This is a genomic window from Kushneria pakistanensis, assembly GCF_014652795.1.
Taxonomy (GTDB): domain Bacteria; phylum Pseudomonadota; class Gammaproteobacteria; order Pseudomonadales; family Halomonadaceae; genus Kushneria; species Kushneria pakistanensis.
In genome coordinates, this window is sequence record NZ_BMZM01000002.1 from 880,777 (window position 1) to 905,339 (window position 24,563).

Below are 24,563 nucleotides of genomic sequence, written 5' to 3' on the forward strand. Positions count from 1 at the left end.
CCGCTCAGGATTTTTGGAACATGGCCAGCATCCGGCGTGTCACCAGGAAGCCACCCACGATATTGATGGTTGCAATCAGCACCGAAATCGCTGCCAGAATGCTGACGATCGCGCTACCCGAGCCGATCTGTAGTACTGCCCCCAGAATGATGATGCCGGAGATCGCGTTGGTGACCGCCATCAGCGGCGTATGCAGCGAGTGACTCACCTTCCAGATCACCTGGAAGCCGATGAAGCAGGCCAGCACAAAGACGATGAAGTGCTGCATGAACGAGGCCGGCGCCACCTGGCCCAGCAGCAGCATCAGCGCGCCACCCACGGCGAGCATGCCCACCTGACGTTTGGTCTGCGACCTGAACTCGGCGGTCTCAAGCGCCCGTTTTTCCTCCGGCGTGGGTGCCTTCTCCTTCGGCTTGGGTTTGGCAGCGCCAATCGCCTTCACCTTCGGCGGCGGCGGTGGGAAGGTGATTTCATTCTGATGGGTGACCGTTGCCCCGCGAATGACGTCATCATCCATGTTGTGGTTGATCACGCCATCCTTGTCCGGCGTCAGGTCGGTCAACATGTGGCGGATGTTGGTGGCGTACAAAAGCGATGACTGGGTCGCCATGCGCGAGGGGAAATCGGTGTAGCCGACCACGATCACGCCGTTATCACTCACCACGCGCTCGTCGGCTTTGGTCAGATCGCAGTTGCCGCCCTTCTCGGCGGCCAGATCCACGATCACCGAGCCGGGTTTCATCGCGGCGACCATGTCCTCGAGCCACAGTTTGGGCGCCGGGCGGCCGGGAATGAGCGCGGTGGTGATGACGATGTCCACGTCGGGCGCCTGCTCGCGGAAGCACTCGAGCTGCTTTTCTCGAAACTCGGGGCTTGAGGGGGCCGCGTAACCGCCGCTTTCCGAGCCATCCTGGGCGTTGTCGAAATCGAGAAACAGAAACTCGGCGCCCATGGACTCAATCTGCTCGGAGACTTCCGGGCGTACGTCAAAGGCCCGCACCACAGCGCCGAGGCTGGTCGCCGTGCCGATGGCGGCAAGGCCGGCCACGCCGGCGCCGATCACCAGCACCTTCGCCGGCGGCACCTTGCCCGCCGCGGTCACCTGACCGGTAAAAAAGCGCCCGAAGTTGTTGCCGGCCTCGATCACCGCGCGATAGCCGGCGATGTTGGCCATCGAGGAGAGCGCATCCATTTTCTGCGCCCGTGAGATGCGCGGCACCATATCCATGGCGATGACGGTGGCACCCCTGGCGCGGCACTTTTCCAGCATGGCTTCGTTCTGGGCCGGCCAGAAAAACGCGATCAGCGTCTGACCGTCATGCAGGCGCTCGGCTTCCTCTTCGGAAGGCTCGCGCACCTTGATGACCACCTCGGCCTCCTCGAACAGTGCCCGAGCGCTGTCGACGACCGTGACGCCCGCCTCGCGATAGGCGTTGTCATCAAAGCCGGCGGCACGACCTGCGCCGGTTTCGATCAAACACGCATGGCCTAGCTTCTGGATCTGTTTTGCGCTCTCGGGGGTCAGCGCGACCCGTGCCTCCCCCTGAGCGCTCTCTTTCGGTGCGCCTATCTTCACTCGTGTTCCCCTTTGGTGTGAAAAGCGGGCCATTTGCCTGGATTGTCGGCTTTTATTGAAATTACAGCCCTATGGAAGCAGGCGTACCCTGGCGGTCGCGCCCTTGCTCAAACGGGCTAGGCTCGCATGGCATTCGGCAAAAAGCCGTTCGACCTTTGATTAATAAACAAAGGTTGTGTCGTGGATCGAATGATCGAGGTCGTTCTTCGTCGAACAAACACGTCCAATCACTCGAATGACCGGCCAGAGGTGCACAAGCGTCCTGTTTTAAACAGGAGTGACAGCGAAGGGAGAAGCAGGGAGAAGAAGCGAATGAGGATGACGCGAAAGAGAGCGGCGCCTCGCCCGGAGCAGGTGCCCGGGCGAGACGGATAAGGCGATGTGTGTTTATTCCAGGTAGGTATAGCCTTCAAGCCCTGCCTCGAGCTCTTCCAGAAACATCTCGCGTTCCCGGCCGGAGACATCGCTGCGCAGCAGCTGGCGCTGGAAGCGCCCCTTGAGACGATCGGGATCGAAGTTCACGTAGCGCAGCACGTTGGCCACACTGTCACCGACGATCGGCGTGCCCAGCTGCCAATCACCGTTGTCATCAAGGCTCACATCAATGGAGTCGGTATCGCCAAAGAGGTTGTGCAGATCGCCCAGAATTTCCTGATAGGCACCGACCAGAAAGAGCCCCAGCAGCCTGGCCTCGCCGGACTTCCACTCCGGCAGCGGCAGGGTGCTCTCCACGCCCTGACCGTCGACGTAGCGCTCAATACGCCCGTCGCTGTCACAGGTAATGTCCTGGATGACGCCCCGACGGGTGGAGGGCGCATCGAGATTGGACAGCGGAAGCACCGGGAAAATCTGATCAATGCCCCAGACGTCCGGCAGCGACTGAAACAGCGAGAAATTGACGAACAGCTTGTCGGCCAGTTTCTCGTCCAGCTCATCGAGGATTTCGCGATGGGCACGGTTGCGCCGGTCAAGCTTGGCACGCAGGCGCTTGCAGGCGGCGGTGTAGAGCGCCTCGCCCTCGGCGCGCACGCCCAGCGTGGCGCTACCCAGCACGAAACGGTCCTGAATATCGATCATGGCCTGATACAGGTCATGATAGTACTCGACCAGAAGGCGCGGCTCGGCAGGCTCGGCCAGCCAGTCATAGGTCTGCCACAGCACATCCAGATGGGTATCGCCCTCATGCTGACCGCGCTCGGGCAGGGCCACCTCGTGGCGTTCCTCGTCGATCACGTTGGTGATCAGCACCGCATGATGGGCGGTCAGGGCGCGACCGGATTCGGAGATGATGTCCGGATGCGGAATGTCCATGCTCTGGCACAGCTGGGAGAAGGCGCCGACCACGTTGTTGGCATACTCGGCCATGGAGTAGTTGGTCGAGCAGTAGCTGCGTGAGCGGGTGCCTTCATAGTCCACGCCCAGACCGCCGCCGACATCTACCACCGCGACCGGTGCGCCGACATCGCGCAGGCTCTTGTAGAACTGGGTGCATTCGCGCAGGCCGCGCTGAATGTCGCGGATGTTGGCAATCTGCGAACCCAGGTGGAAGTGCACCAGCTGCAGGGCTTCAAGACGGTCATGGGCGCGCAGGTGATCTACCACGTGCTGGATCTGGCGGGCGGTCAGGCCGAACTTGGACTTGTCGCCGCCGGTGCTTTCCCAGTTGCCCTTGCCCACCGAGGAGAGCCGCGCGCGCACGCCGATGCGGGGCATGACGCCCAGGTTGTCGGCTTCTTCGAGAATCAGCTCAAGCTCGGCCTGCTTTTCGACGACCAGAAAGACGCGGTGACCGAGCTTTTCGCCCATCAGCGCCAGGCGGACGTATTCGCGGTCCTTGTAGCCGTTGCAGACGATAGTCGAGGTGGTTTCCGAGGACAGCGCCAGCACGGCCAGAAGCTCCGGCTTGCTGCCGGCTTCCAGGCCCACGCGGCCGCGACCACGTTCGGGGGTGGCCAAAAGCTCCTCGACCACGCGGCGCTGCTGATTGACCTTGATCGGATACACGGCCGTATAGCGGCCCTGGTAATCCAGCTCGTCGATGGCGCGATCAAAGGCCTGGCACAACTGCTCGACGCGGTCATGCAGGATATCGGTAAAGCGCACCAGCATCGGCAGGCGCAGACCGGCGCCCTGCAGCTTTTCGACCAGTCCCTTCAGCGGCAGGGCAGGGCCGTCCTGGCCGTCGGCATCACCAAAGGGTCGCACCACGGCCAGGCCCTGGTCGTTGACGTCAAAATAGCCACTGCCCCACTGATCGATATTGTAGGTGCGGCGGGCCTCCGACTGGGCGTGGGCCTGGTCGGATACGGATGAAGCGTTGGACATGGGCAGACTCCGGTCAGAACTGGCCGCAAACGACATTCTAAAAGTAGTAACACGAAAAGAAGGGCAGCCCGAGCTGCCCGGTGCGCATTCTAGCGCCTTTGCTGTTTCGGCGGCAGGTGGCCAAAACAATTGTTGCCAGTGTAGACCCTGTGTGCCGGGACGCGATGCCGATCCAGAAGCGGGCGCCGGCACTGGCATGTATCAGCGATGACGATACCGACAGGCGCCGGTATCGAACACCGCCACGGTCAGGGCAGTGGTGCGGGTGGATGGGCAATGCGTGAGGTCAGAATCCGGCGATACTGGGCCGGATCCTTGGGCGTCAGGGCATGGGCGGGCGGGTCGACATAGACCACCAGCAGACGCGACAGCCAGTAGCGCAGCGCCGTCAGCTCCAGCATCGTTGGCCAGATCCGGCGCTCCTGGTCGGTAAAGGCGCGCTCACGGGCGTAGGCCTCGATGATGGCCTCATAGCGCTCGGGGATCAGCGCGCCGTCGTCGTCACTGCACCAGTCATTGATAACGATGGCCAGATCAAACAGCAGATCGCCGGTACAGCCGTTGTAGAAGTCGATCACGCCGCACAGCTGATCGCCTTCATAAAGGGTGTTGTCGCGAAAGAGATCGCCGTGCAGGGCGCCCTGTGGCAGGACAACATTACTTAGTCGGCTGTCCAGTGCGTCGATGCGATCGCGAATCAGGGTCTGGTCATCGTGTCCCAGATAGCTCATGACCCGCGAATGCACGGCGTGCACCCAGCGCAGATCGCGCGGGTTGGGCCGAATGCCCTGAAATCCCTGCGAGACGCGATGCATCTGGCCCAGCACCTGACCGATGGCGGCGCACTGTGTGGGTCGGGGCTGCTCGGGATGGCGTCCGCGCAGGCGTGGAAACAGCAGCGCCGGACGATCGGCCAGGCGCTGCAGGGCGACGCCTTCGCGATCAAACAGCGGCCCGGGTACCGGCAGCTGATGCTGATCCAGCCAGGCCAGCAGATCGACGAAAAAGGGCAGCTCTTCCTGCTCGCCCTGTTCAAAGAGTGTCAGGACCAGCACTTCGCGGTCAGTAGTGACAAAAAAGGTGCTGTTTTCGGTGCCGCCTGCCACGCCCTCGACCGCAAGCAGGGTGCCGACATCGTAACGCTTGAGAAAATGAGCGACCTGTTCATCGCTTAAAGGGGTAAAAACCGCCATGTTGCTCCTGCCGCGCTGCGGATGCGCGCATCGTGCTGGGGGACAAAAGAGGCGACCAGTCTCCTGATCGACGACAATGACATGTTCAGGCGCCAGGGGTCGGGTCACACGGCGCTTTTCGGGTGGCCTGATCCTGCGCAGCGCGGAGTCTATCACCGAAGGGACATATTCTGCCTGTCATGTGTGGTTCAGACAGAAAACGTCATCACTGCGCCGACTTCCCGGTCCATGATGGCGCCTTGATCTCGGTATCAGCGGGCTGGCGTCGGAAGTTGCCCTTGCCATCGGTGTCCAGCAATACCGTACGCTGGCCCTTGTCGATAACTTCAATGGCATAAAGCTGACCCTCAAGGCGATACTCCCGCACAATACGCTCGCCGTCTTCCCGCGTTGTCACCTCACCCTGTGATTCGGCCAGCGCCGTACTACTGATCAAACCGGGCATCAGCAGTGCTGACAGCACCAGAGCCGGTAGCATCCGTCCAATGGTCATGATGACCTCCAAAGGCTGCGCTGAAAGACAGGGGGCCGGCGGACAGCCATGGCACCGCCTGTCCCCGTAATGTTGCATAGTGTAAATCGCGTGGCCGTAAATAGCAGCCACGGCGGGGAGCGACATCGGGATGGACGCTTTCGCCACTGACGCCAGGGCAAGGCTTGCGTATCATGACGGCATATTCGAGTCGTTAGCTGGAGCTTCCATGGCCGCTGCCCCGATCGTCCTCGTTGACGGTTCTGCCTACCTGTACCGTGCATTTCACGCCCTGCCGCCCCTGTCGACCTCGACCGGTGAGCCGACCGGCGCCGTTCGCGGCGTGGTCTCCATGCTCAAGAGCCTGATCCGCCAGTATCCTGACAGCCCCATGGCGGTGGTCTTTGACGCGAAGGGCAAGACATTTCGTGACGAGCTCTTCGAGCAGTACAAGGCCCATCGCCCACCCATGCCCGATGAGCTGCGCGCCCAGGTGGCGCCGCTGCACGAGTGCGTGCGCGCCCTCGGCCTGCCGCTTTTATGCATCGAGGGCGTCGAGGCCGATGACGTGATCGGCACGCTGGCGCGCATGGCCACCGAAGCCGGACGCGATGCGATCATCTCGACCGGCGACAAGGACATGGCGCAGCTGGTCAATGAGCACATCACCATGGTCAACACCATGAAGGACGAGACGCTGGACGTGGCCGGCGTAGAGGCCAAATTCGGCATTCCGCCGCATCTGATCATCGACTATCTCGCCCTGATGGGCGACAGCGTCGACAACATCCCCGGCGTGCCAGGCGTGGGCCAGAAGACGGCGCTGGCGCTTTTGACCGGCATGGGCGGTGGGCTTGAAACCATCTACGGCGATCTCGAACGCGTAAAGACGCTCTCCTTTCGCGGTGCCAAATCGATGCCCAAAAAGCTCGAGGACAATCGCGAGCAGGCCTTTCTCTCCTACGAGCTTGCCACCATCCGCACTGACTGCGAGCTGCCGATCGGGCTGGACGGGCTGGATATCGCCCACCCGGATCGCGAGGCGCTGCTCGCGCTCTACCAGCGCCTGGAGTTCAAGGGCTGGCTCAACGAGCTGCTCGAAGGTGGTAGCGTCGGCGAAGCCTCACCGGATGTGCCCACCGGCGAGGGCGATCTCGACGGCGGCGAGTCCGGCGATGAAACCTCGGCGATGGCCGGCGAGCATCGCGACTATCGCGCGGTCTTCGAACAAAATGATTTTGATCGCTGGATCGAGCGCTTAAAGGACAGCACCGCCTTCTGTTTTGACCTGGAAACCACCAGCCTCAACTACATGGAGGCCGAGATTGTCGGCATCGGCCTTGGCATCACACCGGGTGAGGCGATCTATGTCCCGGTGGCGCACGACTACATCGATGCCCCGGATCAGCTTGATCGCAACGCCGTGCTGGCCGCGCTCAAGCCGCTGCTGGAAGACCCATCGATTGCCAAGATCGGTCAGAATCTGAAGTACGACATCGAGGTGCTGGCGCGCTACGACATTGGCGTGGAAGGCGCACTGCTTGACACCATGCTGGCCTCCTACGTGCTCAACTCCACCGCCACGCGCCACGACATGGATTCGCTGGCCCAGGCCTATCTCGGCCATCGCACCATCTCCTTTGAGGAGGTGGCCGGCAAGGGGGCCAAACAGCTCACCTTCAACCAGGTCGGGCTGGAAGAGGCCTCCGAATACGCCTGCGAGGACATCGATGTCACCCTGCGGCTGCACGCGCATCTGCGCCCGCGCCTTGAGCAGGAAGGCCGGCTGGCCACGGTGCTGGATGATCTGGAACTGCCGCTGATTTCAGTACTTACGCGCATGGAGCGCACCGGTGTGGCCGTGGATACCCAGCGTCTGGGCGAGCAGAGCCGGTCGCTGGGCGAGCGCATGACCGAGCTTGAACGCGACGCCTTCGAGCTGGCCGGGCGCGAGTTCAACCTCGGCTCGCCCAAGCAGCTCGGCGAGATTCTGTTCGAGGAGCAGAAGATTCCGGTCATCAAGAAAACGCCCAAGGGCGCGCCGTCCACTGCAGAGGCCGTGCTCGAGGAGCTGGCGCTGGACTATCCGCTGCCCAAGGTGATCATGGAGCACCGCGGACTCTCCAAGCTCAAGTCGACCTACACCGACAAGCTGCCCCAGCTGATCAATGCCACCACCGGACGCATTCACACCAGCTATCATCAGGCGGTGACCGCCACCGGGCGGCTCTCCTCAAGCGACCCCAACCTGCAGAACATTCCGATTCGAAGCGACATTGGCCGGCGCATCCGTACCGCCTTTGTCGCCACGCCCGGCTATCAGCTGGTGGCGGCGGACTACTCGCAGATCGAGCTGCGCATCATGGCGCATCTGTCGGGTGACAAGGGGCTTCTCACCGCCTTTGCCGAGGATCGCGACATTCATACCGCCACCGCTGCGGAAGTCTTCGGCACATCGCTTGACAAGGTCAGTAATGACCAGCGTCGCAGTGCCAAGGCGATCAACTTCGGCCTGATCTACGGCATGAGTGCCTGGGGACTGGCGCGCCAGCTTCGCGTCGAGCAGGGCCAGGCAAAGACCTATATCGAGCGCTACTTCGAGCGCTACCCGGGCGTGGCGCGCTACATGGAGCGTATTCGTACCGAGGCCGCCGAGAAGGGCTATGTGGAAACCGTCTTCGGCCGACGTCTGTACGTGCCAGAGATCAACTCGCGCAATCACGGCCGCCGGCAGGCCGCCGAACGTACCGCCATCAATGCACCGATGCAGGGCACCGCGGCGGATATCATCAAGCGCGCCATGATCGATGTGGACGCCTGGCTGCGCGAGGGCGAGTTCGACGCCATGATGGTCATGCAGGTCCACGATGAGCTGGTGTTTGAAGTGCGTCGCGAGCAGGTCGAGGCCTTCAAGACCGAGGTGGTCAATCGTATGCAGGCTGCCGGCCAGCTGGACGTGCCGCTGATTGTCGAAGCCGGCCACGGTGATAACTGGGAAGAGGCGCACTGATACCGAACGCGACAGGGAGTCACGCATGATGATTTTCAAACAGGCAATGGCCGCATCGGTGCTCCCGGTAGTGCTTGCGGCGAGTCTGGCCGGATGTGCCGGCAATGCAGTACAGGAGAGTGCAGCGCCTCAAAACGACGGGGCGCTGAGTCAGGCCACGCTGAGCTTTGATGGTCACCGCGTCAGCGGCAGCGGCGGCTGCAATCGGATCCTTGGCCCGGCGCGTGTCGAAGAGGGCCGGCTGATGGTCGGGCATCTGGCCTCGACCCGCATGGCCTGCACCGACGAGCGCGCGAAAGGCGATCAGGCCCTGATCGATTTTCTAAAGAGCCGGCCGCGCCTGATTCAGGGCGACAACGATGAGTGGCGTCTTGAGGGGGAGTCGCAGCAGATGAGCATTGAGCGGGTGCCCATGCAGTAGACGGGGCACCCGGAGCGCTATCCCATCGGCGCTTCACTGTCGCTGGCATCGACCTTGAGCATGTGGCTCAGATCGAGCTGGATGTAGGTTTCGTCAAACTGCGCTTCGCGATAGAGGCGTTCGTAGTCGAGAATTTCCAGCATGCGGCGCTGTTTTCTCACCATGCCGTCCCGGGCCAGTTCGCTGAGCATGCGGCTGACATGCACGCTGGTCAGCCCAAGAAGGCTCGCCATGAGCTTCTGGTTCAGGGGGAACTCGAAGCGAAGACCCATATCGGGGCTGGTGTGCTTCAGGCGCAGATACATCTCGACGATGAAATGGGCGATTTTCATGCGCGCGCTGCAGTGCATGAGACTGGCGACACGCTCGGTCATCAGTGCCTGATCCCGCGAGGCGGTAGCAAAAAAGGCCGCCGAGAGCGCGCGTGACTGCTGGCAGGCCTCCAGGATGTAGCGATAGGGGAAGGCACAGACGGTGCCATCGGTCATCATGCGCACATCGGTCAGATGGCGACCGAAGGTGAAGTCACGCAGCCCGATGATGTCGCCGGGCGTGAAAATCTCGACCACCTTCATCTCGCCCATCAGGGAAATCTTGTAGGCATAGGCCCAGCCGCTTTGCAGCGTGTAGAGGGTTTGCGTGGGCTCGCGAAAATGCCAGAGACTCTCGTGCCGCCTGACGTTTCGAGCGTCCCTCTCAAACTGTGCCAGTATGTCCTTTTCGTGGTCGCTGAGTGCAATCAGATTGTTGAAGTTTTCAACGATACAGCCATGACCCATCGTCATCTCCTGCTGTGTCCGCCCCGTGTGAATGATACGTCCAGGTGAGGGTGTGACGGGTGATCGTGCAGGGCTGGCTCGCGTGTACCGTGAGCCTCTTTCACTTTTGTTTATGTAGATTAGTTTTTTTTATATTGATCATGCATTGAGCATGGCCCATGTAGCACAGGTTCACCACCTCTGAGGTTATGAGGATGACGAAATGATCATCCGTGCGTAGTTTGTGCACCTTTGGGCAGGGACAATCGCGACGCGCTCTGCCAGACTGGCCTGTCACCGTGTTCGCGTGGCACATTCTTCAAGCGACAGCATGCTGTCCATCCCCCTGTGGGGCATCAGGACGCGTAGCAGTGCCGCAGCGCTGGTAACGTGTCGTAGTTCAATGACTGCTGGAGTAGTGAAAGGCAATGACCAGACAACAGATTGGTGTCATGGGAATGGCAGTAATGGGGCGTAACCTGGCGCTCAATATCGAAAGCCGTGGTTATACGGTGTCGATCTATAACCGTTCCTCTGAGAAAACCGACGAAGTGCTGGCTGACAATCCCGACAGCAAGCTGGTCCCCTTCTATGACATCGAGACGTTTGTAGCGTCTCTGGAGAAGCCGCGACGCATCCTGCTGATGGTGGCTGCCGGTGCGCCCACGGACAAGACCATCGAGTCCCTGAAGCCGTATCTGGATAAAGGCGATATCCTGATCGACGGGGGCAACACCTACTATCCGGATACCATCCGCCGTAACCGCGAGCTTTCCGAGGCAGGCCTGAACTTCATCGGTACCGGCGTTTCCGGTGGCGAGGAAGGCGCGCTCAAGGGCCCCTCGATCATGCCCAGCGGTCAGCGCGAAGCCTATGACATGGTCGCGCCGATCCTTGAAAAGATCGCCGCGCGCGCCGAAGACGGCGAGCCCTGCGTCAACTATGTCGGTCCCGACGGCGCCGGTCACTACGTCAAGATGGTGCACAACGGCATCGAATACGGTGACATGCAGCTCATCAGCGAAGCCTACGCCATCCTCAAGGACGGCCTGGGGCTGTCCAACGACGAGCTGGCCGATGTCTTTGCCGAGTGGAATGAAGGCGAGCTCGACAGCTACCTGATCGACATCACCGCACGCATCTTCAAAAAGCGTGACGAAAACGGCGAGTACGTGGTCGACACGATCCTTGACTCGGCAGGGCAGAAAGGCACCGGCAAGTGGACCAGCAAGAGCGCGCTGGATCTGGGCGTGCCGCTGCCGCTGATCACCGAGTCCGTCTTTGCCCGCTTCATCTCTTCTCTCAAGGAAGAGCGCGTGGCGGCATCAAAGGTCCTCAAGGGCCCGGCCGAGAAGCCCTTTGAAGGCGACCGTGCCGAGTTCATCGAGAAGGTGCGTCAGGCGCTTTATTTCAGCAAGATCGCCTCCTACGCCCAGGGCTTTGCCCAGATGCGTGCAGCAAGCGATGATTACAACTGGAATCTTGATTACGGTCAGGTGGCCAAGCTCTTCCGCGCCGGCTGCATCATCCGTGCCCGCTTCCTGCAGAAGATCACCGATGCCTATCAGGAGCAGCCGGCACTGGCGAACCTGCTGATGGCGCCGTATTTCTCCGACATCGCCGACCGCTACCAGCAGTCGCTGCGTGACGTGATCAGCCATGCGGTGCAAAACGGCATCCCGGTGCCGACCTTCTCCTCTGCCGTGGCCTACTACGACAGCTACCGCAGCGAGAAGCTGCCGGCCAATCTGGTCCAGGCCCAGCGTGACTTCTTCGGTGCCCACACTTACAAGCGTCTGGATCGCGAAGGCGTCTTCCACACCGAGTGGCTCGACAAGTAAGCTCAAGGCGCTTTTGTGTACTCAAACCCCGCGGTGCGCCGCGGGGTTTTTTTATGCCAACGCCAGGGCATCACTTCGGCCATGGGCCATCAGGGCCTCGATCAGCGCCACGCCACCACCGGGCAGAGCGATGACGCGCGCCTTGTCATCAATGCAGCCCTCAGTGGGGTGCGCCCGGCGGTCTGCGGCGCTTTTTCAGTGCCATCCCCATGGCGGCCAGCAGCGCGATGGTCGCGGCCAGCACCAGCGCCCATGTCGGGTCGCTGTCGGCCCTGAGCAGATAGCCTGACCAGGTGCCCGCCAGCATGAAAAGCGAGGCCAGTGAAAAGGCGATGCCGACCATGTCGGGATATCGTCTGCCGGCAAAGCGTTTCTGTCGGGCACAGAGGTTGGCCACGTTGCAGTAGGCGGCCGCGAGATAAAGCAGGAAATTAAGCAGCATGTAGACGCAAAGTACCGGCAGCGACAGATCATTGCCGTACACCAGCACCATGACCAGCGTGATCAGCTCGTCGATCGCTACGATGAACAGGGCCACCGTCACGTGCCGGCGATAGCGCCCCAGGTGTTTCAAGGCATAAAACAAAAGCGGCCCGACCATTGAACCCAGCCCGCCGAACACGCCCGCCACGGCCACGATCCCGCTCTTGTTGTCGGCCCCGGCGGCCAGCCACAGCGGTATGTAGTAAAGAAAAAGTCCCATGGACAGGTAGACCAGCGGCGTGGTCATGGGCGAGCTGGCAGACAGACAGAATATCCGGCCGCGAAAATACCTCAGCCCTTCAAGCAGATTGAGCCGCGATGCGTCGCTGCCTTCGAGCGCCTGTCGAGGCTGGCCGGTGGTCAGGACGGTATCGCGCTTCATGGCCGCCCAGCGACAGACAAACGAGACCAGCGTCATCGCCAGATTGATGCCAAGCACCAGCGTAATGGAGTCATCAATCAGCCAGCTCCCCAGCGGTCGGCCGATCACCAGTGTGGCAAGGGTCAGAAAGCTCAGGGAAAGGGCGTTGAAACTGACGGCGGTTCGTTCCGATTCAAGCAGCAGGGCGCCGGCGTAGGTGCCGTTGGCGATGCTGGTAATGACCGGGATTACGGAGGTCAGGATGATGTAGGTGATCAACACGATCGACGTGGACAGCGACCCCTCATACAGCAGCCACAGCGCCAGAATCGTGATGACCATGTCGTAGACTTCACAGATCAATAACACCCGGTAGGGCGAGTAGGGACCGAGCAGTCTTGCCATGACATAGGCGCAGGCGCTGATGACCCGGGAAAAGGTGGTGTACAGCGCAATCCAGGCCGGGGAGAGCATGCCCACCGCGACCAGCGTCGGAACGGCACCCTCAACAACGGATGAGCCGGAATAGGAAAACATCAACCCCAGTAGCATGAGTACATGGGGTTGTCGTAAAAGCCCTGACAGTGTCGGACGGGATGGCTTACGGATGGGCCCTGCCCTCGCGCCAGTAGCCCATGGCGGACACCTGTCGTTTGGGCAGGGCCAGCTCATCGATCAGATAGCGGCGAATATCGAGACAGACCCGGGATTCGGAGGCGATCCAGGCATAAAAGCTGTCGCCGGATTCGGGCATGGAAGCCTCCCAGAGGACCTCTTCATCGATATCGATGGCGAGCTCGGCGCTGGCAGCAGACGCCTCCGAGATCGATGGCTGCTTCAGCGGCAGGGTGCGCACGGCCCGGCAAAGCCCTTCGCCGTGACAGCACCGGGTCTCCTCCCGCGGCAGCCAGACGGCATCGATCCACTGCGGGATACAGCGACAGTCCGCTTTCAAGGGCACCTCGAGAAGCGCCTGCACCCGGGGCTTGGGCGCATCGGCAAAACGCGCGTCGAGCTCCTCGATGATCCCCATGACAGCAGGCAGGGCAGTTTCATCGGCGACCAGCAGAAGATGCTCGATATTGGCAGGCGGTCGCCACTCGCAGCCGATGGCCCTGCCGGTGTAGTGGATACAGGGGGCATTGATCGAGAGGGCATCCCCCGGACGGGCTCTGCTTGCCCAGCGCGAGGCGGGGCCGGTATCGCCGTGCAGCACAAACTCGATATCCAGCTCCTTTTGCTCCGGGCGGACCGCGCGAATCGTATAGGTTCGCATGGGCGGGCGCTGCTCGGGCGCCATGGTTTTATAGGCGCTGTACCAGTCCTCGGCCTCGGCAAATCGTGCCGCCATGCCGGTACTGCCTTCACCAGACGGCGGAAAAAAGAGCTTCACCCGCTGATCCGGCGCAAACGTCGTGGCAGTATCCAGATCACCGGCCGTGAAGGTGAAATTCACCATGGACGGTGAGATCTGCTCTCGTCGCTTGAGCGTCATGTCAAAAAGCCGGTAGGCCGTCGTTGCTGGCATGTTGGTAACACCTGAGTGTAGGGGGCCGCATCGCCTGAAAAAGAATAATAATATTTCTCATTTGGGTTCAAGGCATTGGCCATGAAATTTAACGCTGTCCGAGTGCTGACAAGAGTGCTGTCGCGTCATCACTGGCACCGTGTGCGCCGCCGGGCATCGTCACCCGACGGCGCTTTTGAGCGTCGGGTCAGCCCCTCCATGCGATGCTGGAGCAGGGCATGGCGCTCAAGCAGCAGCAATGACCATTGCACACAAATGATAATAATTATCTTTTGCAAACGCGTTGAATAACGATTAAAAGAGGGCCGGCATTGAGCAACGTATCTTTCTCAAGTCAGGGGAGCCGTCCTTCCAATGTTATCCAGCAGGTACTTCAGGGGATCCGTGAAATATCTTTACCGGGCGCCGCTTTTTGCCGGTGTCGTGCTGAGCGGATGGACGGTCAGTGCACTGGTCGGGTCGGCGCAGGCTGACGATCAGGACGCGGACACCATGGTGATTACCGGAGACAACCTGTCGGATGTCGACGGCCCGACCCGGGGGTATACCGCGCAGGCCAGCGAGGCCGGTACCAAAACGGCCACGCCACTGGCCGAGACGGCGCGCACCATCAACGTGGTCACGCGTCAGCAGCTCGATGATCAGGGCGTGAACAACGTCAACGACGCCCTGCTCTATACGCCGGGCGCCTTTACCGGGCTTGCAGGCGCCTCCAAACGTTCGGACGTGGTGTCGCTGCGCGGTTTTCACGGCGGCGACGTGGACAACACCTTTCTTGACGGGCTGCGACTGCAGTCGGACCCCGGCGCCTACTCGGCCATGCAGATTGACCCGTTCTTTCTGGAGCGCATGGACGTGGTCAAGGGGCCGGCGTCCTCGCTGTATGGCCGGACCATGCCGGGCGGCATGGTGTCACTGACCACCAAAAAGCCGCAGTCAGAGCAGCAGGGCCTGTTTCGACTGTATGGCGGCAGCTTCGACACCTACGGGGCCGGGATCGACATGACCGGTCCCCTGAGTGATCCAGGCCAGGGGGCCTATCGCGTCACGGCACTGGGGAGTAGTTCCGATACCCAGTTCGATCTTGCCAAACGCGAGCGCTACGCGGTCATGCCACAGCTGACGCTTTATCCGGATGACGACACCGACCTCACGCTACAGGCCTATCTTCAGCATGACCCGGCCGGCGACTATCACGGTGCGGTGCCCTATGACCTGAGCGTCAGCGGCGCGCGCTTTGGCGGCACGGTTGATGCCTCCTGGTCGGATGCTGACCCGGCCAACGACGTTTTCAGGCGCAACCAGCGCCTTTTCTCCTATCAGCTGCAGCACCGTTTCAGCGATAACCTGACGTTCAATTCGCGCTCGCGCTACACCAGCATGGATGTGACGGTGGGGCAGGTTTATCAGGCCGGTTTCACGGGCAACGGCGCGGAACTGGCGCGCTATTACTCGGGGGCGGATGAAGATCTGCAGGCCTTCTCGACGGACAACAATCTGCAGTACGAGCTCATGACAGGCGAGGTAGCGCACACGCTGCTTGCAGGCGTTGACTATCAGCGCCGTAAAAATGATGTGAAATTCAGTAGTGCCGGCGCCAGAGCACTTGATCCCTTCAGTCCGGATTATTCGGGCAATGCCCTGACCACTGCGCCGAACAGGGATAGCGACGACACTCGCAGGGTGCAGCAGGGCGGGGTCTATCTGCAGGATCAGATGCGCTGGAATCGCTGGGACCTGACGCTGGGTGGCCGCCAGGACTTTCTGGATCGCAGGGATCACTCGCATCTGAGTGGCGCCACCGACAGCCGCAGCGACAAGGCGTTCTCGGGCAGCGCGTCTCTGATGTATCGCTTCGATTCAGGGGTGGCGCCTTATTACTCCTACAGCGAGGCGTTCAATCCCAGCCCGGACTCCTCGGTGGACGGCGCCGTGCCGGACCCGGTGAAAAGCCATCAGCACGAGATCGGCGTCAAGTATCAGCCGCCCGGGACGCGTGATCTCTATCAGATCGCCTTTTATGACCTGACCCAGGAAAACGTGCAGCAACGTACCAGTGTCAGCCCGGTGACCTATATCAGCGCCGGTGACATTCGCTCGCGAGGCGTTGAGCTTTCTGCCAGCGCGGCGCTCACCGAGCGGCTGAATGTGCTGGCGGGATACAGCTACAACGATATCGAATATCGCGACAGCGTCAGTCAGGGCGGCGTCAATATCGAATCCGGCAGGACCCCGGTGCTCTCGCCCGAGCAGACGGCGTCACTGTGGATGCAGTACGACTTTCCGCGCGGCATTCGCGGCGGCGTTGGCGGTCGCTATGTCAAGGGCAGCTACGCCAACGCTGAAAACACGCGCAAAACCGATGACTACACGCTGGCCGATGCCTTCGTGAGTGTCGATCTGGGCGAGTTCTCCCACGAGTTGGATGGCGCCACGCTCAAGCTCAACGCCACCAACCTGTTCGATAAAAAGCATGTCACGGGCTGCTTTAACGAGAGCTACTGCTATTTCGGCGATGAGCGCCAGGTGACCGCGACGCTGGACTACCGTTTCTAGGTCATGCGTGCCCCGGCACTGGCGCCGGGGCGGCGTGGAAATGCCATACTGGGTGCTTGTGTTATCCACACCTGATGAGCCCTGTCATGACCCGATTTCTTGTCCTTGTGCTGACGGCCGTACTGGCCGCCGGTGCCTTTGCGGCTGCCGCGACGGCAACGCCTTTTGAATCGCGATTTCTGCGCGCGTCCGCCGCCGATGCCCTGCCCGACACGGTGGCGCGCACGCTCAATCATGAATCCGAGGCGCTCAATACCCTGTTTCTGGCCTGGGCCGACGATCAGGCGCTGGTCTTCAACGGTGCACTGGCGCTGGCCCGACATGGTGACACTGCCCGCGAGGTGCTGACCGAGTACGGCTTCGAGCCCGGCTTTCAGGACATCCTTGCCCGTTTCGGGCCCGATGCCGTGCTGCCGGTGGCCTGGTTCCACGACAACGAGGTCCCGACCCTGACCGCACGCCACTGGGCGACGCAGCGCTACCGTGAGGCGCGTGATGTTGTCACCGGCTGGTGGAATGACAAGGGCGCGCAAGACGTTACCTCCTCGGATGTGGACGAGCAGCGCGGCCTGACGCCGTATCAGCGCGGTCTCTACGCCGTGGCCTTTTTACAGGAGGAGGGCTACGGCTTTCTCTATCAGTTCGTGGTCGATGAGCACAACAGGGTGCACTGGCTGCAGGGCGAGCGACTGGTGGCAGGCGTGGGCGATTTCTTCACCGGCGGGCTGCGGGATCTGGAGCGCACCGTACAGGGCCCGGCCACCGTGGGGCCGGCCGACATCGCCTGGGCCGGGGTCGATGTTGTCATGATGGCCGGCGCCATCAAGTGGCTGCGGGCGAGTCGAATGGCGCGCGCCGGTGTTCTGGAGAGTCGGGCAGCGGCAGGCGCCAGCGGCGAGCTTCGAAGCTCTCGCGCGCTGGTGCCTGCCGGGCTTCGCTTTACCCGGCTGTCACGGCCGGCAAAGCTTGCCGCCGTCGGCGCCACGGCCTGGGTGGTGGTGCGCCATCCCGACCTGATCAACGGGCTGGGCGCCAATCTGGCCCACTGGCTCGGTTGGCCGGTAAAGCTCGGTCAGTTTGTGCTGTGGTTTGCGATTGCGCTGCCGTTGCTGTGGCTGATCAACCTGGTCTGGCGCTGGCTGATTCGCCCGCTTTTGTGGGTTCTGCTCACCGCGAGCCGAGGTTCCAGGCGGCTCGATACCAAGGTCTAATACGTTTTCTACCGCAAACGGCCGTATATGCACTCATGCCGGGCATTACCATCCCACCAGGCCCGGCGCCTTCCCGGTCTGTTGCGGAGAACACCACCATGTTTCATACCTCGCTCGGTCGTTCACTGAGTCTTTTCGGCGCGGCCTGCATGCTGGCCGTCGGCAGTCATGCCATGGCCGCCGATGCCCCGATCGTGATCAAGTTTTCCCACGTGGTGGCGGACAGCACGCCCAAGGGGCAGGGCGCGCTGATGTTCCAGAAACTGGTCAAGGAGCGCCTGGGCGATCGCGTGAAGGTCGAGGTCTATCCGAACTCGTCGCTCTACGGCGATGGCAAGGAGATGGAAGCGCTGCTGCTGGGCGATGTGCAGATGCTGGCGCCGTCGCTTGCCAAGTTCGACAAGTACAACGAAGCCCTGCAGATCTTTGACCTGCCGTTTCTCTTTGACGATCTGGCCGCCGTCGACCGCTTCCAGGCAAGCGATGAGGGCAAGGGTCTGCTCACCTCGATGGAAGACAAGGGCATCATTGGCCTTGGCTACTGGCACAACGGCATGAAACAGCTCTCGGCCAACAAGGCGCTGCATGAGCCGAAGGACGCGCGCGGGCTCAAGTTCCGCGTTCAGGCCTCCAACGTGCTCGAAGAGCAGTTCAAGCAGCTTCGTGCCGTGCCGCGCAAGATGAGCTTTGCCGAGGTCTATCAGGGCCTGCAGACCGGCGTGGTCAACGGCGCCGAGAACCCCTGGTCGAATATCTACAGCCAGAAATTCTATGAGGTGCAGGACTACATCACCGAGTCCAACCACGGCGTGCTGGATTACATGCTGATCACCAACGCCAAATTCTGGAACGGCCTGCCACAGGACGTGCGCACCGAACTGACCGGCATTCTCGAGGAAGTCACCACCGAGGTGAACGATCAGGCGCGTGCCATTAACGACCGCGACCGTCAGGCGATCATCGATGCCGGCACCAGCGAGATCATCGAGCTGACCCCCGAACAGCGTGATGACTGGCGTGAAGCGCTGCGTCCGGTATGGAAGAAGTTTGAAGGCCAGATCGGTGCCGATCTGATCAAGGCCGCCGAAACCGCCAACAGTGCGGGCTGAGACGGCGATTGCCTCTGGAGTCATGGCAATGAAGACCCTGCTCACTCTCTGGAACCATCTCGAAGAGGGCCTGGTGGCCCTCTTTCTGACGGCCATGACGCTGATCACGTTTGTCTACGTGATGTTCAATAACCTCTATGTGGTGTTCTACGTCGGCGCCGATGCGTTCCCGGCGCTGGAAGGCCCGCTCTTTGCCATCGGTGATGTGCTGCTGGACACGGCCCAGGCCATGACCTGGAGCTCGGCGATGACGCGGGCTTGTTTCGGCTGGCTGATCTTTTTAGGCATTTCCTACGGCATTCGCACCGGTGCCCACATTGGCGTCGATCTGCTGGTACGGACCTTCAGCGCACCGCTCAAGCGCGTGTGTTCGATACTCGTGCTGCTGATCGTGCTGGGCTATGCGGTGCTGATGATGGTATCGAGCTATGACTGGGTGAAGGCGCTGCATGATGCTGGGCTGGGCGCGGAGGATCTCGATGGCTTCCATATCATGCAGTGGCATATCACGATGATCGTGCCGCTTGGCTTTGCTCTGGTGATCGCGCGTCTGGTGGAAGCGTTTGTGCTGACCCTGCGCGGGAAACAAAACGGTCTGCAGATGGCGGATGAAGCCGCCGATGCGCTCAAGCTGGCGACCGACGTCAACCCTGACGTCGCGAAGGAATCACGGTCATGACCATCGCCTTTTTGTTTGTAGCACTCTTCGTACTGCTGTTTTTAAGCGTGCCGATCGCGGTGTCGCTGGGACTTTCGGGCGCACTGACGATTCTGCTGTTCAGTCAGGACTCGATCCGCTCGCTGGCGATCAAGCTTTTCGAGACCTCCGAGCACTACACGCTGCTGGCGATTCCGTTTTTCCTCCTCTCCGGCGCCTTCATGACCAGCGGCGGTGTGGCGCGGCGACTGATCGACTTTGCCAACGCCTGCGTGGGCCACTTTCGCGGCGGCCTGCCGATCGCCTCGGTCATGGCCTGCGTGCTCTTTGCAGCACTCTCGGGTTCTTCCCCGGCGACCGTCGCCGCGGTGGGCTCGGTGGTGATCGCCGGCATGGTGCGCTCGGGCTATACGCAGTCGTTTGCCACTGGCATTGTCTGTAATGCCGGCACGCTGGGCATCCTGATTCCGCCATCGATCGTGATGGTGGTCTACGGTGCGGCCACCGAGACCTCGGTGGGCAAGCTCTTCATGGCAGGTGTGGTGCCGGGGCTGATGCTGGGGCTTCTTTTGATGATCGCGATCTACATCATCGCGCGCATCAAGAACATGCCGGCGCTGCCGCGGGTACCCTTGAGAGAGACGCTGGTGCTGGCGCGCAAGTCCTTCTGGGGGCTGTTGCTGATCGTGATCATTCTGGGCGGCATCTACACCGGCATGTTCACGCCCACCGAAGCCGCTGCGGTGGCGGCCGTGTATGCCGCGTTCGTGGCGCTGGTGGTCTATCGCGACATCAGCTGGCGGGAATGCCCGAAGGTGGTGCTGGAGGCGGCAAAGCTGAGCATCGTGCTGATGTTCATCATCGCCAACGCCATGCTCTTTGCCCATGTGCTCACCACCGAGCAGATTCCGCAGGCGATCACGGCGTGGGTGGTGGATCAGCAGTTCTCGCCGATTACCTTCCTGCTGGTGGTCAACATCATCCTGCTGGTGGCGGGCAGCTTCATGGAGCCCTCGGCGATCATTCTGATTCTGGCGCCGATTCTCTTCCCGATTGCCATGCAGCTGGGGATCGATCCGGTCCATCTGGGCATCATCATGGTAGTCAACATGGAGATCGGCATGCTCACGCCACCCACCGGGCTCAACCTGTTCGTGGCCTCGGCCGTGACCGGTCAGCCGCTGACCGCGGTCATTCGTGCCTCGAGCCCGTGGCTTTTGCTGTTGATCAGTTTCCTGTTGCTGATCACCTACGTACCCTTTATCTCGCTGGGACTGCCGGAACTGCTGGGCATGTAGAGACCCGCCAGCGAGTAGCAGGACAGCACACCGGGGCCAGGCGCCCCGGTGTGTGTTTTTGGATCATCAGCACTGTCGATCCATCAGGACTTTCGAGCGCCATCCTTTGAAACGACCGGGGATTTCTGCTGCTTGAGCGAGTCCATGAAGGTGTCGTCCAGCCCCAGATGCGCCTTGACCAGCTCCGGCGGCGTCAGCGCCAGCCACTGGTTCAGCGAAATGTCGGCGTAGTGATCGCTTTTGAACAGCTCCAGAAAGCGCATCGTGGTGTCGCCGGTGTTTTCGATGTAGTGGCCCATCGCAAACGGGATGTAGCCCACATCACCTTCGTGAACGTCGTAGGTGCGCGCCTCGCCCGCGCCGGCAAACACGCCCAGCCGGCCGGTGCCGCTGAGGTAGTACTGCCACTCGTCGTTGTTGGTGTGCCAGTGCAGCTCGCGCAGGCCGCCCGGTTCCAGCTCGACCAGCGCAGCGGCGATGGTTTTTGACACCTTGAACACGGAGGAGTCGGTGATACGCACCGTGCCGCCGGGCGTCTTGATCGGCTCCTGCTGGAGCATCCGGTGGCTGAAGGGCTCCGAGACCTCATCGGCGCCTTTCGGTTTCACGCTGTCCAGCGAGCCCGGCACCTTGCCGGCGAAGATGTACTCCTCGCTGGGGTCGGGCGTGTTGCCGACATGAGAGGGATCAATGCCGAAGTTCTTGGCCAGCACCTCCTTGGGGATGTGCTTGAACCAGTCGCTCAACAGGAAAGTGGAGTTTTCATCAAAGCCGCCGTCATCGAAGGCCAGCAGAAACTCGCAGCCGTCCGGGCCCAGGCCCTGGATTGAGTGGGGGATGCCTGGCGGGAAGTACCACAGGTCGCCGACTTCGACGTCATCGACGAAGTAGTTGCCATCGGTGTCCACAGCGGTGATGCGCGCCTTGCCGTAGGTCATGTAGGCCCACTCGGCTTCCTTGTGCCAGTGCAGCTCGCGAATGCCGCCTTCGTTAAGGCGCATGTCGACGCCGGCGATGGTGGTGGAGACGGGCAGCTCGCGCTCGGTGACCTGGCGGGTCCAGCCGCCGCTTTCCTGACGCACGTGGGCGTCACCAAAGGGGAATCGCAGGTTGGGCAGGGTGCCGCTGTCGGTGGACGGCGGGTTCATCAGGGTGGGGTTGTCACGGTCAATGGTGGTGTTGCGCGGCCCCGGGTCATCGCCGCCGACGCCGTCCTGGCGTTGAGGTTTGGGAACGGTCTGGGCGTAGGCGCCGGAGGCGACCGCCACGGTACTGAACATGCCGGCAGCCACGAAGCTGCGTCGCGTCAGATTCTTCATCGCTAAATCCTGTCCTTTGAACCGGAAAAAACGGACCAGATGCATGGGATGGCCTGGCCCCTGCTGCACCGCCTTGTCGAACGCTGTTCGATGGGGTCTCTACACACTTAAGCCATTCTTAAAGCGATCGCAAATTTTAAACATGGATTAAGTGTTAATTTTTGTTTCCGGTGATCGCTTTATCAGCAATGTCTTTTCTGCAGGCTCGGGCGCGTTGATGGTGCCGGCTGTACGGCAGGCGTATGATGCTGACCGCCGGGGGCTCACTTCGACCGGATGACGCGCCAAAAAAGTGCGTCGCTTGAGAATCGAAAGGAACAAGGAAAAACGCTTCATGACCGTGATTCGCCAGAATGACCTGATCGACAGCATCACCGACGCGCTGCAGTACATCTCCTATTACCACCCGAAGGATTTCATTGACGCCATGCATCAGGCGTATCAGCGCGAGGAGAACCCCGCGGCGCGTGATGCCATCGCCCAGATCCTGATCAATTCGCGCATGTGCGCCACCGGCCACCGCCCCATCTGTCAGGACACCGGCATCGTCACCGTGTTCATCAACGTGGGCATGCAGGTGCAGTGGGACGCCGACATGAGCCTGGATGACATGATCAATGAGGGTGTACGTCGGGCCTACAATCATCCGGACAACATTCTGCGCGCCTCCATTCTTGAAGATCCGGACGGCGCGCGGCGCAACACGAAGGACAACACGCCGGCGATCATTCATCACCGGCTGGTACCGGGCGATCAGGTCGAGATTCACGTGGCGGCCAAGGGGGGCGGCAGCGAGGCGAAGTCGAAGTTCGCCATGCTCAACCCCTCCGACAGCGTGGTGGACTGGGTGCTGGAGCAGGTGCCGAAGATGGGTGCCGGCTGGTGTCCGCCGGGCATGCTGGGCATCGGGATCGGCGGCACCGCTGAGCAGGCGATGAAGATGGCCAAGGAGTCGCTGCTCGACCCGATCGATATTCAGGACCTGCAGGCCCGCGGTGCCTCGAACCGGCCCGAGGAGCTGCGCCTGGAGCTGTTCGAGAAGGTCAACCGCCTTGGCATCGGCGCCCAGGGCCTGGGCGGGCTGACCACAGTGCTGGATATCAAGGTCAAGGACTGCCCGACTCACGCGGCCAACAAGCCGGTGGCGATCATCCCCAACTGTGCGGCCACCCGCCACGTGCACTTTCATCTCGACGGCAGCGGCCCGGCGCGCCTGCCGGTACCGGAAATCGACGACTGGCCGGAAATTGCCTGGGAGGCGGGCGAGGGCGTCAAGCGCGTCAATCTCGATGCCATTACGCCGGAAGAAGTGGCCACCTGGTCACCGGGTGACACGCTGCTGCTCTCCGGCAAGCTGCTGACCGGACGTGATGCCGCGCACAAGCGCATGGTCGACATGATCTCGAAGGGCGAGCCGCTGCCGGTCGATCTCAAGGGCCGCTTCATCTACTACGTTGGCCCCGTCGATCCGATGGATGGTGAGGTGGTGGGGCCGGCCGGACCGACCACCGCCACGCGCATGGACAAGTTCACCCGCACCATTCTGGAGGAGACCGGTCTTCTGGGCATGGTGGGCAAGTCCGAGCGCGGGCCGAGTGCGATCGAGGCCATTCGCGACCACGGCGCGGCCTATCTGATGGCCGTCGGCGGGGCCGCCTATCTGGTCGCCCAGGCGATCAAGGGCGCGAAGGTGCTGGCCTTTGAGGATCTCGGCATGGAAGCCATCTACGAGTTCGATGTGAAGGATATGCCGGTGACCGTGGCGGTAGACGCCCGCGGTGACAGCGTGCACACGCTGGGGCCGGCCAAATGGCAGGAGATCATCGCCCGGCGTTGAGCCCTGCGATTGTCATATCGGCCTGCTGCGCCGCCCCTGTCCGGGGCGGCGCTGTCGTATCGGGCATGGTCATTGAGCGGGCGCACTTAACGTGTCCGGATGACGATGGTCTAATAACGGTCTTTATCCTTACCCTTCAAGCGAGGCAGCCATGGCCGGTCATCACGGCAACAACGAGGACCCCGGTGCAGCACTGGGATTCATGGGGCGACTCAGTGGCGCCATGGTCGCGCCGGTCGCGGTCTACATGCTGCTGTGGCAGGTGGGAATGGGGCTGGTCAACGAGTACGCCGGTTCTGCACAACAGGCGACGAGAATCAGCATCCTGTCCGTGGCGATCCCGGCATTGGGGGTACTGGCCTCGGTTGTCATTGCTGGTCGCCGCTCCGGCGTGCTGCTCGGTGGCGGCGTCATGCTGTTCTTTTTTGCCTATCTCTATCTTTCCACGGCGGCAACGCTTGAGTGGAAGCCACCGCTTTTGACCCTGCTGGGTGTGGCGCTGGCCGCGGTGTTTGCACGCTGGTGTCCGACCATGGGTGAGGAGCTTTTCAACCTGAAGCGGCACTAGCGCAAGTCGCACTGTGCCATCCTGATATTATCCCTTGTG

18 protein-coding genes are annotated in these 24,563 nt (G+C 61.6%); 10 read left to right on the forward strand and 8 right to left on the reverse strand.

The annotated features are described in order from the left end of the window. Window positions 1-4: 4 nt before the first annotated feature. From IE123_RS09460 to IE123_RS09475, 4 genes are all read right to left on the reverse strand, one after another. The gene (locus tag IE123_RS09460; RefSeq protein ID WP_189517424.1) at window positions 5-1,576 is read right to left on the reverse strand and encodes a Re/Si-specific NAD(P)(+) transhydrogenase subunit alpha; all 1,572 of its coding nucleotides are present in this window, start codon (window positions 1,574-1,576) and stop codon (window positions 5-7) included. A gap of 387 nt (window positions 1,577-1,963) precedes the next feature. Next, window positions 1,964-3,901 (reverse strand): biosynthetic arginine decarboxylase, encoded by a 1,938-nt coding sequence (speA, locus tag IE123_RS09465; protein ID WP_189517426.1) that lies wholly within the window; start codon window positions 3,899-3,901, stop codon window positions 1,964-1,966. Window positions 3,902-4,149: 248 nt separating this feature from the next. Then, the gene (locus IE123_RS09470) at window positions 4,150-5,094 is read right to left on the reverse strand and encodes a homoserine kinase (protein ID WP_189517428.1); all 945 of its coding nucleotides are present in this window, start codon (window positions 5,092-5,094) and stop codon (window positions 4,150-4,152) included. Between the two features lie 205 nt (window positions 5,095-5,299). Continuing rightward, window positions 5,300-5,587, reverse strand: coding sequence for a DUF2782 domain-containing protein (locus IE123_RS09475; RefSeq protein WP_189517430.1), 288 nt, complete (start codon window positions 5,585-5,587; stop codon window positions 5,300-5,302). A 208-nt stretch (window positions 5,588-5,795) separates the two neighbouring features. On the opposite strand from IE123_RS09475, the gene polA reads away from it, so the two are divergent. Next, window positions 5,796-8,576, forward strand: coding sequence for a DNA polymerase I (polA, locus tag IE123_RS09480; protein ID WP_189517433.1), 2,781 nt, complete (start codon window positions 5,796-5,798; stop codon window positions 8,574-8,576). Window positions 8,577-8,601: 25 nt separating this feature from the next. After that, window positions 8,602-8,997 (forward strand): META domain-containing protein, encoded by a 396-nt coding sequence (locus tag IE123_RS09485; protein WP_189517435.1) that lies wholly within the window; start codon window positions 8,602-8,604, stop codon window positions 8,995-8,997. Window positions 8,998-9,014: 17 nt separating this feature from the next. Here the strand turns inward: IE123_RS09485 and IE123_RS09490 are convergent, their stop codons facing one another. Next, window positions 9,015-9,776, reverse strand: a complete 762-nt coding sequence (locus tag IE123_RS09490; RefSeq protein ID WP_189517437.1) for a Crp/Fnr family transcriptional regulator — start codon at window positions 9,774-9,776, stop codon at window positions 9,015-9,017. Window positions 9,777-10,183: 407 nt separating this feature from the next. On the opposite strand from IE123_RS09490, the gene gnd reads away from it, so the two are divergent. Continuing rightward, complete coding sequence (gene gnd / locus IE123_RS09495; protein WP_189517439.1) at window positions 10,184-11,596, forward strand: NADP-dependent phosphogluconate dehydrogenase; 1,413 nt, start codon at window positions 10,184-10,186, stop codon at window positions 11,594-11,596. A 160-nt stretch (window positions 11,597-11,756) separates the two neighbouring features. On the opposite strand, the gene IE123_RS09500 is transcribed toward gnd, so the two are convergent. Further along, window positions 11,757-13,112, reverse strand: coding sequence for an MFS transporter (locus tag IE123_RS09500; protein WP_308430216.1), 1,356 nt, complete (start codon window positions 13,110-13,112; stop codon window positions 11,757-11,759). Beyond that, window positions 13,042-13,968, reverse strand: a complete 927-nt coding sequence (locus IE123_RS09505; RefSeq protein WP_189517443.1) for a siderophore-interacting protein — start codon at window positions 13,966-13,968, stop codon at window positions 13,042-13,044. Before IE123_RS09505 ends, IE123_RS09500 begins: the two co-directional genes overlap by 71 nt. A gap of 384 nt (window positions 13,969-14,352) precedes the next feature. Between IE123_RS09505 and IE123_RS09510 the strand changes: the two genes are divergently transcribed. The 5 genes from IE123_RS09510 (at window position 14,353) to IE123_RS09530 (ending at window position 20,800) form a co-directional block, all read left to right on the forward strand. Further along, complete coding sequence (locus tag IE123_RS09510) at window positions 14,353-16,524, forward strand: TonB-dependent siderophore receptor (RefSeq protein WP_189517445.1); 2,172 nt, start codon at window positions 14,353-14,355, stop codon at window positions 16,522-16,524. Window positions 16,525-16,610: 86 nt separating this feature from the next. After that, a complete protein-coding gene (locus tag IE123_RS09515) occupies window positions 16,611-17,735 on the forward strand; it encodes a hypothetical protein (RefSeq protein ID WP_189517447.1) in 1,125 nt (374 codons plus the stop codon). A 149-nt stretch (window positions 17,736-17,884) separates the two neighbouring features. Then, entirely contained in the window at window positions 17,885-18,844 is a 960-nt protein-coding gene (locus IE123_RS09520; RefSeq protein ID WP_189517930.1) for a TRAP transporter substrate-binding protein, read from the forward strand. A gap of 28 nt (window positions 18,845-18,872) precedes the next feature. After that, window positions 18,873-19,523 (forward strand): TRAP transporter small permease, encoded by a 651-nt coding sequence (locus IE123_RS09525; RefSeq protein ID WP_189517449.1) that lies wholly within the window; start codon window positions 18,873-18,875, stop codon window positions 19,521-19,523. Further along, window positions 19,520-20,800, forward strand: a complete 1,281-nt coding sequence (locus IE123_RS09530) for a TRAP transporter large permease (protein WP_189517451.1) — start codon at window positions 19,520-19,522, stop codon at window positions 20,798-20,800. Before IE123_RS09525 ends, IE123_RS09530 begins: the two co-directional genes overlap by 4 nt. An 83-nt stretch (window positions 20,801-20,883) precedes the next feature. On the opposite strand, the gene IE123_RS09535 is transcribed toward IE123_RS09530, so the two are convergent. After that, the gene (locus IE123_RS09535) at window positions 20,884-22,119 is read right to left on the reverse strand and encodes an oxalate decarboxylase family bicupin (protein ID WP_189517452.1); all 1,236 of its coding nucleotides are present in this window, start codon (window positions 22,117-22,119) and stop codon (window positions 20,884-20,886) included. Window positions 22,120-22,453: 334 nt separating this feature from the next. Here IE123_RS09535 and IE123_RS09540 point away from each other — a divergent pair, with 334 nt between their 5' ends. Both IE123_RS09540 and IE123_RS09545 read left to right on the forward strand, forming a co-directional pair. Continuing rightward, a complete protein-coding gene (locus IE123_RS09540) occupies window positions 22,454-23,956 on the forward strand; it encodes a fumarate hydratase (protein WP_189517453.1) in 1,503 nt (500 codons plus the stop codon). A gap of 151 nt (window positions 23,957-24,107) precedes the next feature. Continuing rightward, a complete protein-coding gene (locus tag IE123_RS09545; protein WP_189517454.1) occupies window positions 24,108-24,524 on the forward strand; it encodes a hypothetical protein in 417 nt (138 codons plus the stop codon). Window positions 24,525-24,563 lie beyond the last annotated feature (39 nt).

What these genes read in the sequence shown, in the direction of transcription:
- speA (WP_189517426.1), bottom strand. Translation starts at nt 3,901, where the DNA reads ATGTCCAACGCTTCATCCGTATCCGACCAGGCCCACGCCCAGTCGGAG.
- IE123_RS09470 (WP_189517428.1), bottom strand. Translation starts at nt 5,094, where the DNA reads ATGGCGGTTTTTACCCCTTTAAGCGATGAACAGGTCGCTCATTTTCTC.
- IE123_RS09475 (WP_189517430.1), bottom strand. Translation starts at nt 5,587, where the DNA reads ATGACCATTGGACGGATGCTACCGGCTCTGGTGCTGTCAGCACTGCTG.
- polA (WP_189517433.1), top strand. Translation starts at nt 5,796, where the DNA reads ATGGCCGCTGCCCCGATCGTCCTCGTTGACGGTTCTGCCTACCTGTAC.
- IE123_RS09485 (WP_189517435.1), top strand. Translation starts at nt 8,602, where the DNA reads ATGATGATTTTCAAACAGGCAATGGCCGCATCGGTGCTCCCGGTAGTG.
- IE123_RS09490 (WP_189517437.1), bottom strand. Translation starts at nt 9,776, where the DNA reads ATGGGTCATGGCTGTATCGTTGAAAACTTCAACAATCTGATTGCACTC.
- gnd (WP_189517439.1), top strand. Translation starts at nt 10,184, where the DNA reads ATGACCAGACAACAGATTGGTGTCATGGGAATGGCAGTAATGGGGCGT.
- IE123_RS09500 (WP_308430216.1), bottom strand. Translation starts at nt 13,112, where the DNA reads ATGAGCTGGCCCTGCCCAAACGACAGGTGTCCGCCATGGGCTACTGGC.
- IE123_RS09505 (WP_189517443.1), bottom strand. Translation starts at nt 13,968, where the DNA reads ATGCCAGCAACGACGGCCTACCGGCTTTTTGACATGACGCTCAAGCGA.
- IE123_RS09515 (WP_189517447.1), top strand. Translation starts at nt 16,611, where the DNA reads ATGACCCGATTTCTTGTCCTTGTGCTGACGGCCGTACTGGCCGCCGGT.
- IE123_RS09520 (WP_189517930.1), top strand. Translation starts at nt 17,885, where the DNA reads ATGCTGGCCGTCGGCAGTCATGCCATGGCCGCCGATGCCCCGATCGTG.
- IE123_RS09525 (WP_189517449.1), top strand. Translation starts at nt 18,873, where the DNA reads ATGAAGACCCTGCTCACTCTCTGGAACCATCTCGAAGAGGGCCTGGTG.
- IE123_RS09530 (WP_189517451.1), top strand. Translation starts at nt 19,520, where the DNA reads ATGACCATCGCCTTTTTGTTTGTAGCACTCTTCGTACTGCTGTTTTTA.
- IE123_RS09535 (WP_189517452.1), bottom strand. Translation starts at nt 22,119, where the DNA reads ATGAAGAATCTGACGCGACGCAGCTTCGTGGCTGCCGGCATGTTCAGT.
- IE123_RS09540 (WP_189517453.1), top strand. Translation starts at nt 22,454, where the DNA reads ATGACCGTGATTCGCCAGAATGACCTGATCGACAGCATCACCGACGCG.
- IE123_RS09545 (WP_189517454.1), top strand. Translation starts at nt 24,108, where the DNA reads ATGGCCGGTCATCACGGCAACAACGAGGACCCCGGTGCAGCACTGGGA.